Consider the following 12,608-nt stretch of genomic DNA (forward strand, 5'->3'; position numbering starts at 1 on the left):
CGAAAGAATAGGCGAGAGCTGAATGCTCCCGCCTACGTTCTACTTGCCCTTTTAAGTTTAGGCAAATTGCTTGGCTACGAAATGTCCCTTGGACACTTCAACCAGTTCATAATCGCTGTCATTTGTTTTCTCGCCGGCCGCATAAATCGGGCTGCCCAGCTCATCATGCAGATGAATGCGTTTTTTGTTCGCTTCAACCTCTGGGTCTGGAACCGGAATCGCCGAGAGCAGAGATTTGGTATATGGATGGATCGGATTAGCATACAACTCTTCGCTTTCCGCCAGCTCTACCATTTTGCCCAGGTACATAACGGCCACACGGTCACTGATATGCTTAACCATGGACAAGTCATGCGCGATGAAGAGATAAGTAAGTCCAAGACGATCCTGCAGCTCCTTCAGCAGGTTAACGACCTGCGCCTGGATGGATACGTCGAGTGCCGAGATCGGCTCGTCACAGACGATGAACTTAGGGTTCACGGCGAGCGAACGGGCAATCCCGATACGCTGACGTTGTCCGCCGGAGAACTCATGCGGATAACGGGTGGCATGGTCATGGTTAAGTCCAACCATATCCAGCAGCTCTTCAATCCGCTTCTTGCGTTCCTGCCGGCTTCCAGCCAGATTGTGAATATCCAGTGCTTCACCGATGATATCAGACACCGTGAACCGCGGGTTAAGCGAGGCATACGGGTCCTGGAAAATCATTTGCATATCACGGCGCATAGCCTTCATCTTGCCGCCGGACAATTTGTAGATATCTGTACCATTGTATTTCACGCTTCCCGCAGTCGGTTCATACAAGCGGAGAACTGTGCGGCCGGCAGTAGTCTTGCCGCAGCCGGACTCCCCTACCATCCCCAGGGTTTCGCCTTCACGGATCGAGAAGCTAATATTATCAACTGCCTTAAGAACTCTTCCTTTGCCCACATTGAAATATTTCTTAAGACCTTCTACTTCAATCAGATTCTTGCTCAGATTCTTACTCAAACGAACTGCACCTCCTTGGCCATCGAATGCAGATTCCAGCAGCGCGCTATAAGCGTATCACTGAACTCTGTGATGCCGGGATCAATCAACTCCTTCACAGGAGGCACTGCTTCGCTGCAGTACGCTGTGAACGGATAACCGACCGGCGGCTTAATCAGATCCGGGGAAGCTGAAGTGATCGGAATCACCTGCTCGCCCTTCTTCGGGTCTTGTGCTGCCATGCCGCACAAGACCCTTGGTGTATTACGATAACCGTCCCGGCAACTACGCCGGGGTTCAGTGTATTCAGGATGATGGAGATCCCAAGCGAATTGCTGCACTTCGCCGGAGAATTCGTGGGGATATTGGTTAAAGCGAGCCTACGCTTTCATAATGCCTACTAGCTTCAGCATTTCAACAGCTTAATGATTCGCTTCGGCCGCTAGCATATTCTGATGTTAATCAAAACTTCGGTTATCTGATTGCCCACTTGGATCATTGGGTTCAAAGAAGTCATCGGGTCTTGAAATATCATGCCAATATCTTTGCCGCATGGGTTCCACCATTGTTAATATCTATTTCTTCAGCTTAGGATCAAGCGCATCACGCAGGCCGTCACCAAAAATATTAAAGGAAAGCATCGTTAAACTGATAAGAATCGCAGGGAACAGGAAACGCCACGGATAGTAAAGCCAGCCGGTCAGCGAGTCATTGATCATCGAACCGAGTGAAGCTACCGGGGCCTGTACACCAAGACCGAGGAAGCTCAGGAACGCTTCGGCAAAGATGGCATTCGGCACGGACAGCGTAATCGTTACAATAATCGGTCCTACAGCATTCGGCAAAAGATGCTTGAACAGCAGACGCTTGGACCCTGCACCCATCGAACGCGAAGCCAATACGAACTCACGGTTCTTCAGCTGCATAATCTCCCCGCGCACAATCCAGGACATCGTAATCCAGCCCGTTATCGTCAGCGCCAGGATAATGGTACCAAGGCTTGGTTCAAGTACGACCAGCAGCAGGATAACTACCAGCAGGTATGGAATGGAGTACAGAATTTCAGAGATCTTATTCATGATATTGTCTACACGGCCACCGAAGTAACCCATGATTCCGCCGTAGATGACCCCAATGAAAAGGTCAATGGCAGCAGCGGCAAGGCCGACAATCAGTGAGATTCGTGCGCCGTACCAGGTACGGACAAAGATATCGCGTCCCAGATCATCTGTACCGAACCAGTGGTCGGATGATGGGGGCTTATTCGTGTTGAGCAAATCGTTAGAGTAGTAATTGAACTTTGAGAAGAACGGCGCAATTATTGCAGCCAGTACAATCAGTCCAAGAACCCCCAGAGCTGTCATTGCCATTTTATTCTGGCGCAGACGTTCCCAGGAATCCCGCCAGGCGGACAGACTTTCGCGCTGAATGACTTCAGCCTGCCGTTCATCAACTCCGACCTTACGGAAATCTTCCGGTTTCAGGTTCGCATCCTGCGATACCAAGTTTTTATCAGAAGCCACTCGTTAGCCCTCCTTTCCGCCAGATAGTTTGATACGCGGATCTATAAACACATAAGCAATGTCAGTGATAAACCGCGCTACCATAAGCAGTACACCATAGAAGATGGTAATCCCCATAATAACGGTATAATCACGGACGCCAATCGCTTCGACAAATTGCTTGCCGATCCCGCCGACACCGAAGATCTGCTCAATAACGACCGAACCGGTTACGATGTTAGCCGTCATAGGTCCCATATAGGTTACCACCGGCAGAATTCCGTTACGCAGCACGTGGCGGCTCAAGATGGCTGCCCAGCTTAGGCCTTTCGCCTTAGCTGTCTTGATGTAATCTGCATGCAGGACCTCCAGCATACTGGAGCGCGTCAGCCTCGCTATGAAGGCTATAGGCTGCGCCGATAACGCGGTTACAGGCAAGACATAATACATCGGCCCTTTGAACCCGGAGACCGGGAACATATGAAATTTGTAGGCGAACACATACTGCAGCAGCGAGGCGACTACAAAGCTCGGAACCGCAATCCCCAGCACCGCCAGCACCATTGCTGCACTGTCAATAAACTTGCGGTGATAGAGTGCCGCCATCATGCCGAGGAAGACTCCGACAATAACCGACACAAGAATTGCGATAAGCCCCAGCTTCAGAGACGCCGAGAATGTCTGACCGATCAGATGTGTTACATCCTGATTCAGACGCTTCATGGATACACCCAGATCGCCCTGGGCGATTTCACCCAAATACTTAAAATATTGATGATAGAGCGGCTTGTCCAATCCATATTGCTCGTATAAACGCGCTTTTATTTCTGGTGGAATCTTCTTTTCAGAAGTAAACGGGTCCCCCGGAATAGCTTTCATCAGAAAAAAGGTCGCTGAAATCAGCACAAACAGCGAGACAAGCATATAGAAAAACTTATTGGCAATATAACGAACCATCCCCATCAACACCTCCTTTGACTTTTTTTAAGACACATAATTAGATTTTATGAAAAAAATGGCCATTTGTCTAATTTCTTATTTTGTAAGTTCGTGAAATGTTTAACAAAATGCCCGAAATGCAAAAAAAAGGGATATATATGGAATTCCACATATATATCCCGAAGTGTAAAGCTCCCTTCAGACTATCACTATTCAGTTATATAAGCTGAAGGTTCTGTCATTCTTAGTGCTCGAGCAGGTAAGCGCGAGTGAAGTCAATTGCACCGCTGAAGTCAAGAGTTACACCTTTGAGGTACTCTTTAGTCAGGGAGTTGTTGGTGTAGTAGTAGAACGGAATCAGGATCATGTCATCCTGAATGATCATTTTCTCAGCCTTAGCAAACAATTCTTGGCGTTTTGCCAGATCAGAGCTTGTTTTGGCTTCTTGGATCAGCTTATCGTACTCAGGGTTAGCATAACCAGTATCATTGTTACCGCCGCCTGTTACCCACATATCCAGGAAGGTCATTGGATCATTGTAATCCGCAGTCCAGCCGGCACGTGCGATCTGGTAGTTCAGGTTCTGACGGTTGTCGATGAATACTGCCCACTCCTGGTTCACCGTGTTAACAGTGATATCCAGAGCTTTTTTCCACATATCAGCTACAGCCAAAGCAATTTTCTTGTGGCCTTCACTTGTGTTGTAAGACAATTCAACCGGTGGCAGTGCAGTCAGGCCTTCTTCAGCAAGACCTTCTGCCAGCAATTTTTTAGCTTCTTCTGTATCTTCTTTGAAGTAATCGTCTTTAACTGCAGTACGGTATTCACCGTCAGCGCCCGCGATACCTGGAGGTACATACCCGAATGCCGGAAGTTGTCCGCCCTGTGCTACGTTGTCAATCAGCGATTGACGGTTAACAGTCATAGCCAATGCTTTACGGATTTTAACGTTATTGAAAGGTTTTTCAGTGATGTTGAATTCATAGTAGTAGGTACTTGCGATACCTTTTCTCTGGAATTCGTTAGGAAGCTCTTTCTGTACGATTGGCACCTGTTCTTGCGGGATTTCACCGTGAGGTGCACCAGCGCGGTCAAGCTCGCCGTTCTTGTAGCTCAAGAGTTCAGTTGCTCCACTGTTAACCAGGGAGAAGTCGATTTTAGCCAGCTTGATGTTGGCAGCATCCCAGTATTTATCGTTCTTGCTTACTTGCAGGGATTGGCCGGTAGTCCACTCAGTCAGTGTGAACGCGCCGTTAGTGATCATAGTGTCTTTGCTTGTAGCCCATTTAGCATTACCCTCAACGGATTTGTGTACAGGGTAATAAGTATAGAAGGACAGAAGTCCAAGGAAGTAAGGAGTTGGAGCTTTCAGCGTAACTTCAAGAGTTTTCGCATCTACAGCTTTTACGCCCACTTGACTGAAATCTGTAATTTTCTTTCCATAATATTCTTCAGCGTTCTTCAGGTAGTACAATTGATAAGCGTAAGGTGCAGTAGGATCTGTGTTAGGGTCGAGCACGATTTTCCATGCGCGAACGAAGTCAGCAGCCTCTACAGGGTCACCGTTGCTCCACTGCGCATCACGCAGGTGGAACGTATATACCAGTCCGTCAGCGGAAATATCCCACTTCTCGGCAATACCTGGCTCAGCTTGGCCAGTTTCATCATTCATGCGGGTCAAGCCTTCATACATTGTCTTCAGGACGGTGTTGGCTTGGCTGTCCTGAGCTTGTGCAGGGTTAAACGTAGGTGGTTCTGCAGTCAGGTTGACTCTAAGTGTCTGGTCAGCAGCCAGCTTCTCGTCACCTGTTGTTCCTGTGTTCGTGCTGCCCTCTGGTGCAGTCGTCGCCGCTGCATTGGTGCCGCTGTTCGCATTGTTCTTGTTTCCGCCGCAGCCAGCAAGCACTGTGCCGATCACCAGAACTATTGCAATCATGAGCAATAGACTTTTACTCTTCTTCATCTAGCAGTTCCCCCTAAATAGAATGTGGTATATGGTTTATGATTATACAACCAGTGGTCAAAAAAATCTAGAGCAATATTTTCTGAAAACGAGTTTTTTTTAATTCTTTAAAATTTTGTGACGTTGACGCTTCACCGGAGCAATGGAACGTTACATCGCTTGTGATATGTATTGAATGAGGCCTACCACCATAAATAATACGTAACCTACGCCCAGGAAAAAGAAAGAAAGCCGCCACACAGCACGAAGTAACCGTTTTCCGTCCACCCCTCCTTTGAGGCGGTTTTGCGCGCCGCCAATCAGTCCGGCGGATATTAATACAATAAGTAGTATAAGAAAGAATCCAAAGGTTGAGTCAAAAATAATATTAAACAGTCCCGAAACTGACAGCAATAAAAATAAAGTAGTTACGTCCATCGCCAGCATCATCGTTTTCCTCTTATCATGCCTCAGCCCGATTCCTGCGAAATACACAATCAAAAAAGGAACAATCGGAATAACGCTTAACACGCCGAACGAATTCCGGAGAAATTCCAAACAGCCTCACCCCTCCCTCACAGTCATGCCTTCTACCAGTCCGCAGATCCAGCGGTGCAGCGGAGCCTGAACGCCCTGCCGCAGCCCCATATCTACAATGCTTCCGTTAATCCAGCGGATTTCCGTCTCCCTTGCAGCAAGTACATCAGCAAGCATCGATGATGTATTGCCCGAGGTCGCGCGGCACACTTCAAGAATGGCCTCCCAGGCACCGTGCTCCAGGGAAATCCCGCAGGCCTCTAATATCCCGGCTGCCTCTGTATACAGTTCCTTCATAAGCTGTACACGTGCAGCGGAGGCCAGTAATTCGCCGTTCCGGACCCGCCAAATGGCGGTTAGAGGATTAATGACAGCATTGATCAGAAGCTTCCGGTAAATGATGGTATCCACTTCTTTCGACAGAGAAGCGTGAAATCCTGCTGAGGCAAGAGCTTCTATGAAACTAATTATCGCCGCAGGCTCAGATGCCTGCCGGTCAGTTTCATGAATATTTATAGGAGAGCTGCTCTTCCCTATACATATTTCCCCTTTGCCGGCATGAATAACCTCTGTTAATGTTTTCCTCTTTGCCGCCTCTGTCGTTACAGCCGCCCAGAGGGATGATTGCGGCAGCAGCCCCCTGAGCAATTCCAGATGTCCGCAGCCGTTCTGAAAGCCTATGATTACAAGCTCTCTGTCTCTGAGCGGCAGGAGAATCTCAGGCAGAGCCTCATGAAGCACCTTCTGCTTGACCGTTAACAGCGTAACCTCCCCGGGCTCGGCGAGCTGACGCTGTGTATATTCTTCTACCGGTGCAGCGGAGAAACTCCCGCCTGGAAGCTGTGTTGCCTCCCTGCCATCTTCATAGCTGACAGTCAGCCCCCGTTCGGATAGTGCCCTGCTCTGCTCTTCCCCCCTGCACCATATCCGTACTTCAGCCCCACCGGCGATCAGCCGCCCTGCAAGCAGCAGCCCCAGTGACCCCGCACCTATCACATCTATTCTCACTAACCCTGCCCCCTGCCATGCTAAGCTCCAATAATTTTCCTAATTATATCCTGCTTGTCTCTGCAAAAGCAAAACAAAAAGCCCTGCTAATCCGTTGCTGTTACGCACTCGGACGCAGGGCTTGCTGCATAAATCTTCTATTCAATCCGTTCCAGGTTTCCGTTCGCATCCATTTTGAATCGGGGCTTCTCTTCATCCTCTTCATTAAGAAAAGCCAGCCTGCGGGCACGGTCCATAATCTGGATCAGTGCCTTGTAATCATCATTGACCACACGGTAATCGCTCTGGGCAAGATTAACCTCTCTGGATAAGCGTTCATTCTCCACTCTCAGCTCTGAAAGCTCTTCTTCCTTCTCCCGCAGATCGCGCTCCAGCATCTTAAGCTGTCTTCCAGCCTCCTGAAACGTTCCTTTCCATTGCCGCAAAAAGCGGATGACGGCATCGATGGACAAGCTGTTCTCGCTTAATCCTTCGCTGCGGCTGTAGTCTTCCTCAATGTCACCAAGAATCAGTCCGGCTACCTGCGCCCCGCGCGAAGCAGGCTGTTTTTTCAGATAGCTCCGTTTCTGGCGCTGGCCTTTAGCAATACCGATGGCATCCTCGTAGCTTTTGCGCACGCAGCTGTTCCAGCGGAAACCGCAGGCAGCCGACGTTCTGCCGATTTTTTCACCCACCTCTTCAAAAGCAGCAAGCTGTGTGCTGCCCTCGCGGATATGACGCAGCGTTATTTCTGCCAATATCAGATCATCTTCTGCACTCCAAGCATCCTGTCTAACGGCTGTCATAAAGCCTAACCCTCCTAACAACATCATGAAATAACCATCTTCAGAACCGGCAGCTCCGCCGGGTAGTGAATAGGGATAAAAGCTGCTTACTCCATTTCTATGCCTCTATTAGAGTTCATAGAATCTATTTGATACTAATTTGTATTGCCAATTTGTCTGCACCTCATACTACCTTTGCTATAAATTCTCTTTTTCGAAACAAAAGGCTTGTGTCAATAATAAAAATCATATTTTTTATGAAATTTTGTATTTTTTCAATGAATTCGTTTACAGTGTTTTGGAGAGCCGTTATAATAAAGTTAAAGCAGCTGTTAGCCGGATTCATATTGGAAGGGGGACCCTCTCTTGGACCGCATGTTTCGCGTATTGGGATTTTTTACACTTACCATCGGACTTATGGCTTTTGCCGGCAATCTCACGGAAATGGCCCTGTTATTCTTTTTGCAAACCGCTTTTTTTGTGATTTTGGGGTACATGAAGTTTACGGAAAAGACCTACATCCTGCTCTTTTGGGGGTATATGATCCTGACGTTTACGGGCTTCAGCTATTGGACGATATTTGAGATGGAATTGCCGCTCTAACGCATATATATAGAAATGAACGGATATGGCTTCTTGCTTTAAGGGAGCATTTCCGTTCTTTTTGTTTGCAAAATTGTAGTTCGGGGAGACGCAAAACAGGGTATGATATTTTAACAGGCTGAAACATATTAATAGTACATACCTGTCTAACTCTGTTCAAGGTGGTGGTGCAAGTGTTATCCCGTAATACGGTTCGCCGGTTATTCGCAGCAATATTGATCCTCACCTGCATCGCTATGCCGCCGGCTTCTCCGGTCTATCTGTCCGCCGGTTCCGGCTCCGCTTCAGGAGTCAGCGCTCCGCCGCCCTCTATGCCGGATGATGAAGAGACGCGCAAGCTGCTGGAGCAGACGCTGTCCTCCGCAGAGCTTGAACGTGAGATTGCCCGGATTACTGCAGAGCAACAGACGCTGGAGCACAAAGCCGCCGAGCTGGAGGAGCAAGCTGCTGCCAAGCAGAGTAATATCGCGGATCAGCAGGAACGGGCAGGTGCTGTTGTGCGGGCCTATTATATGGGGGAACGGGATGGACTTCTTACCGCATTCCTCTCCGCCAAAAGCATCAGCAGGCTAATCGCTCTATTCGATTATTATGAGATTATTATGGGGCAAGACCGGAAGACGCTCACAGAATATGAGACCCAGTACAAGGATTTGAAAAGCACACTCACGGCCGCCCGGCGCAGCAGTCAGGAGCTGGCAGAGCTCAAAACGGCGCTCGAAGAGCAGCAGAAGCGTGTGCTTGCCTTAGATAAGGAGATTGCTGGCGGGATTCAGGCCAGTACAGATCCTCAGAGTATGGAGCGGCTGCTGGAGGAGTTCAGTAAATATTGGGAGAATATCGGACTGCATGAGGTGCGGAAGTATTTCAAAGCGCTGGCTTCTGCGATGAAGCAGCTGCCGGAGTTCGTTCAGAGCCGGGATGGCGTGCTGGTGCGCAAGGGGATGACCTATAATCTGGCCCTGTCCGAAAAGGATCTGAATGAGTTCCTGGTAACCCAGAACCCGCTGTTCCAGGATTTCCGGTTTGCGTTCAAGGACAATTCAGTCTCGGCAACGGGTAAAAGCGGGGGCTTGTCGCTGTCGCTGACCGGCCGCTATACCATACAGCAGGAGCCTGTCAACGGCTTGATGTTCCATGTTGATCATGTGGTATTCAATGGCCTGGAGCTGCCGGATACCACCCGCCAGGCTCTGGAGGAAGAATTCGATCTCGGCTTCTATCCGGCGAAGATCGTCTCCTTCCTGCAGGCCACCGAGGTCTCAAGCTCTGACGGCATCCTGCATGTGAAGCTGTCCCTCTCATTCTAAAGGAGGCTGTACCACCGCTTCATAAGCGGCGGCATTCAGCTTGCCGGTTAACAAACCAAGCGCCGCCTCCGCCTTCCGGCTCCACTCTGCCTCAGAGCCGGGACCGGGGGTGTTATCCTCTGCAAGGAACCATCCGGCTTCCATTGGCAGCTTCCCAATCTTGGGCTGAGCGGAGCGGTACAGCTCATCCAGTGCCGGTAGACGGTCCGTGTTCTCCAGCCATTCCAGCTGGGCCGTGCTTGAAGTCACGTAGGCAAGCCATTTGACCGCAGCTTCCGGACTGCCGGATTGTGCAGGAAGGGCAAAAAAGCGGCTGTGAATAACCTCGTAGCTCGGTATACCCTCCTGCTTCTTCGGCATCTGCACCGCCAGCGTCGAATTCCCGTGCTTCTCCCACTCCGAGAGCGGCACAGCCGCCACCGCAAGCTTCCCATCCTGCAGCAGTTCCCAGATCTCCTTATTGAACCGGCTGGTCAGATACAAATAGCTGCGCGCCGCTTCTGTCCACTGAGCCTGCTCAAGACTGGCGGAGCGCAAACTGCTGCCCATGCTATGCAGCACGGCGGCATAGCCGTACGGATTCTGCGTATCCATAGCCAGCAGATAACGTTTCTTCTCCGGGTCCTCCTTCAGCCGGCCTAGCAGCATATTCCACTGCTCCAGGCTTGCGGGCACCTCCGTAAAACCCATTCCGGCAAGCCGCTCCGGCGAATAGACAAGGACATAGGGATCGATATCCAGCGGCACTCCCCAGTTATATCCGTTCCACTGCATCTGCGGAATCAGCATCGTAAGCGGCGTGCTCCCGGGAACACTTTGGTAGATATCTACAGGCAGCAAATAGCCCCGGGTCGCCAGATCATAAATGCTGTGGCCGTCCAGCATCACGATATCCGGGCTTGTCCCAATGGTTAGCTCATCACGCACCTGTGCTCCCCCGTCTTCCGCCTCTACATTCTTAAGGATCACGCTGACTCCGCTGGATAAAGCGTACTCTTTGCTAATCTGCTCCAATACGCTGAACTCCTCCGTACTGAGTGAGACGCGGATCTGGAGGCTCTCGATTTCTCCTGCTTCCCCTGAAGGAGGACGCTCTGATTGGTCCAACGGCTGTCTGGGCTGATAGCTTCTATGATCCGTATTCAGCTCCATGCTGGGTGACAGGCTTGTCAGCGCCAGCAGCAGAACTGCAAACAGCAGCCAGTAATTTTTGCGTTTCAGCACATGCGCTCTCTCCTTCAGCGTTTCTTATTCCTCATTTTAGCAGAGATGCAGACACTTGTCTTGGGTTGTGAAACCGTTCTCTTATATAGAAGGAAAAGGCGGGATTGTTCAGTGCAGGTCTAAACCCAGGTGCGCAAGACGCTGCGTGTGCGGATTATTCTTCCGATCGCTGTTAAAGCCAGATTTCTTATCAGATAACCATTAGAGGTAAAAATCCGTCTTTAAAGGCGAACGCTACGCTTCTCCAGAACAATTCCGCTCCCTCCGCTGAACGCACCTTTTAACTGCACAAAAACTCTCCCGCCCCTTCCGGGGGCGGGCAGGCAAAAGCCGGGAGTGGTGATCTCCCGGCTGGAATAAGGTTTGTTGGGTGTTGTTTAGCGGGTTACAGCAGATCGGCAGCCAGCTGCGCCAGATGCGAACGCTCACCCTTCTCAAGAGTAATATGTCCGCTAATCCCCTGCTGCTTGAATTTCTCCACGATATAGCTGAGGCCGTTACTCGCCGCATCCAGATAAGGGTGGTCAATCTGCTCGGGGTCACCCATCAGGATCACCTTGCTGCCCTCGCCGGCCCGGGAGACAATCGTCTTCACTTCGTGGCGGGACAGGTTCTGCGCCTCATCAATGATAATGAATTGCGACGGGATGGAGCGGCCGCGGATATAGGTCAGCGCCTCAACCTGGATACTTCCCAGACCCATCAATATTTTATCGATATCCCCTGCCTTCTTCGTGTCGAACAGGAATTCGAGGTTATCATAAATCGGCTGCATCCATGGACGGAGCTTCTCATCCTTCTCTCCCGGCAGATAACCGATATCCTTACCCATCGGAACCACCGGGCGGGCAATCAGCAGCTTCTTGTATTTGTGTTCATCCTCTACCTTGAACAATCCGGCCGCTAACGCCAGCAGCGTCTTACCTGTTCCCGCTTTGCCGGTAATGGTCACCAGCGGAATATCATCATTCAGCAGAAGCTCAAGCGCCATCCGCTGCTGCGCATTCCGGGCGCTAATGCCCCATACCGCATCATTGCCCAGATAGAGCGGCTCCAGGCGGGAAGCATCGCTGTTGACCTTCAGCAGCGCTGATTTGCCGCTGCCGATCTCATCCTTCAGAATGACGAATTCATGCGGATACAGCGGATAGGAAAGCGCCAGCTGCTTCGTGGGCAGGAACCGGTGACTGTAATATTCATCAATCAGTGAAGGATGGGCCATCAGCGACTGGCAGCCGGAGTAGAGCTCATTCAGATCGCCGGTGCGGTCAGACAAATAATCCTCCGGCGTTATACCAAGCACATCCGCTTTAATGCGGACGAGAACATCTTTACTTACAAGTACCACAGGACTCGGGTCAGCCTTCTCATTCTCCTCATGGAGATAATTGAGCGCTACAGCGAGTATCCGGTTGTCATTGGAGACTTCGCCGAACATCTCCTGTACCTTGACGAAGCTGCGGTGGTTAAGCTCCACCTTCAGCGTGCCTCCGTGGTCCAGTACCACCCCGCTGTGCAGGTGGCCCAGCTCCCGGAGCCCGTCTAACAGACGCGATACGGTGCGGGCGTTGCGGCCGATTTCATCGGCATTACGCTTCTTGGAGTCGATTTCTTCCAGGACTACAGCAGGAATGACCACCTCATTCGCCTTGAAAGCAAAAATCGAATTGGGGTCGTGCAACAGCACGTTAGTGTCCAGTACGAATATCTTTTTCATGTTATCCCCTCCACAGCGCCTGGTTTGATTGATCATACATAACTCTTTTCAGCAAGGGCAAGATAAGGTAAATCACTAATTCTCAGGCTGAAA

12 protein-coding genes are annotated in these 12,608 nt (G+C 50.3%); 2 read left to right on the forward strand and 10 right to left on the reverse strand.

Features of this window, described 5'->3' with window-relative positions; genetic code table 11:
* Positions 1 to 57: 57 nt before the first annotated feature.
* The 8 genes from NYE26_RS22325 to NYE26_RS22360 all read right to left on the reverse strand — a co-directional run bounded on the left by NYE26_RS22325 (position 58) and on the right by NYE26_RS22360 (position 7,682).
* On the reverse strand, positions 58 to 978 hold the full coding sequence (locus NYE26_RS22325; protein WP_036724386.1) for an ATP-binding cassette domain-containing protein: 921 nt from the start codon (positions 976 to 978) through the stop codon (positions 58 to 60).
* Between the two features lie 8 nt (positions 979 to 986).
* A complete protein-coding gene (locus tag NYE26_RS22330; protein WP_051477945.1) occupies positions 987 to 1,211 on the reverse strand; it encodes a hypothetical protein in 225 nt (74 codons plus the stop codon).
* Between the two features lie 333 nt (positions 1,212 to 1,544).
* On the reverse strand, positions 1,545 to 2,492 hold the full coding sequence (locus tag NYE26_RS22335) for an ABC transporter permease (protein WP_036724290.1): 948 nt from the start codon (positions 2,490 to 2,492) through the stop codon (positions 1,545 to 1,547).
* Positions 2,493 to 2,495: 3 nt separating this feature from the next.
* Positions 2,496 to 3,428, reverse strand: coding sequence for an ABC transporter permease (locus tag NYE26_RS22340; protein ID WP_036724388.1), 933 nt, complete (start codon positions 3,426 to 3,428; stop codon positions 2,496 to 2,498).
* A 226-nt stretch (positions 3,429 to 3,654) separates the two neighbouring features.
* Positions 3,655 to 5,373, reverse strand: coding sequence for a peptide ABC transporter substrate-binding protein (locus tag NYE26_RS22345; protein WP_036724292.1), 1,719 nt, complete (start codon positions 5,371 to 5,373; stop codon positions 3,655 to 3,657).
* A gap of 150 nt (positions 5,374 to 5,523) precedes the next feature.
* The gene (locus NYE26_RS22350) at positions 5,524 to 5,910 is read right to left on the reverse strand and encodes a DUF3397 domain-containing protein (RefSeq protein ID WP_036690228.1); all 387 of its coding nucleotides are present in this window, start codon (positions 5,908 to 5,910) and stop codon (positions 5,524 to 5,526) included.
* Positions 5,911 to 5,916: 6 nt separating this feature from the next.
* A complete protein-coding gene (locus NYE26_RS22355; RefSeq protein ID WP_339250224.1) occupies positions 5,917 to 6,897 on the reverse strand; it encodes a ketopantoate reductase family protein in 981 nt (326 codons plus the stop codon).
* 137 nt (positions 6,898 to 7,034) lie between these two features.
* On the reverse strand, positions 7,035 to 7,682 hold the full coding sequence (locus NYE26_RS22360) for an RsfA family transcriptional regulator (RefSeq protein ID WP_036724294.1): 648 nt from the start codon (positions 7,680 to 7,682) through the stop codon (positions 7,035 to 7,037).
* A 345-nt stretch (positions 7,683 to 8,027) separates the two neighbouring features.
* On the opposite strand from NYE26_RS22360, the gene NYE26_RS22365 reads away from it, so the two are divergent.
* Both NYE26_RS22365 and NYE26_RS22370 read left to right on the forward strand, forming a co-directional pair.
* Entirely contained in the window at positions 8,028 to 8,264 is a 237-nt protein-coding gene (locus NYE26_RS22365) for a DUF2626 family protein (RefSeq protein WP_036724295.1), read from the forward strand.
* 173 nt (positions 8,265 to 8,437) lie between these two features.
* Positions 8,438 to 9,574, forward strand: coding sequence for a hypothetical protein (locus NYE26_RS22370; RefSeq protein ID WP_339250226.1), 1,137 nt, complete (start codon positions 8,438 to 8,440; stop codon positions 9,572 to 9,574).
* Here the strand turns inward: NYE26_RS22370 and NYE26_RS22375 are convergent.
* Complete coding sequence (locus tag NYE26_RS22375; protein ID WP_339250228.1) at positions 9,566 to 10,798, reverse strand: extracellular solute-binding protein; 1,233 nt, start codon at positions 10,796 to 10,798, stop codon at positions 9,566 to 9,568. The genes NYE26_RS22370 and NYE26_RS22375 overlap by 9 nt on opposite strands.
* A 385-nt stretch (positions 10,799 to 11,183) precedes the next feature.
* The gene (locus NYE26_RS22380; protein WP_036724299.1) at positions 11,184 to 12,515 is read right to left on the reverse strand and encodes a PhoH family protein; all 1,332 of its coding nucleotides are present in this window, start codon (positions 12,513 to 12,515) and stop codon (positions 11,184 to 11,186) included.
* Between the last annotated feature and the right edge of the window lie 93 nt (positions 12,516 to 12,608).

Origin of the sequence: Paenibacillus sp. FSL P2-0136 (genome assembly GCF_037975325.1) — a bacterium.
In the GTDB taxonomy this organism is placed as follows: domain Bacteria; phylum Bacillota; class Bacilli; order Paenibacillales; family Paenibacillaceae; genus Paenibacillus_AQ; species Paenibacillus_AQ silagei.

Excerpts from the sequence above, each read along its gene's own strand:
- NYE26_RS22360 (WP_036724294.1), bottom strand. The coding sequence starts at position 7,682 with ATGACAGCCGTTAGACAGGATGCTTGGAGTGCAGAAGATGATCTGATA.
- NYE26_RS22330 (WP_051477945.1), bottom strand. The coding sequence starts at position 1,211 with ATGGCAGCACAAGACCCGAAGAAGGGCGAGCAGGTGATTCCGATCACT.
- NYE26_RS22340 (WP_036724388.1), bottom strand. The coding sequence starts at position 3,428 with ATGGTTCGTTATATTGCCAATAAGTTTTTCTATATGCTTGTCTCGCTG.
- NYE26_RS22345 (WP_036724292.1), bottom strand. The coding sequence starts at position 5,373 with ATGAAGAAGAGTAAAAGTCTATTGCTCATGATTGCAATAGTTCTGGTG.
- NYE26_RS22380 (WP_036724299.1), bottom strand. The coding sequence starts at position 12,515 with ATGAAAAAGATATTCGTACTGGACACTAACGTGCTGTTGCACGACCCC.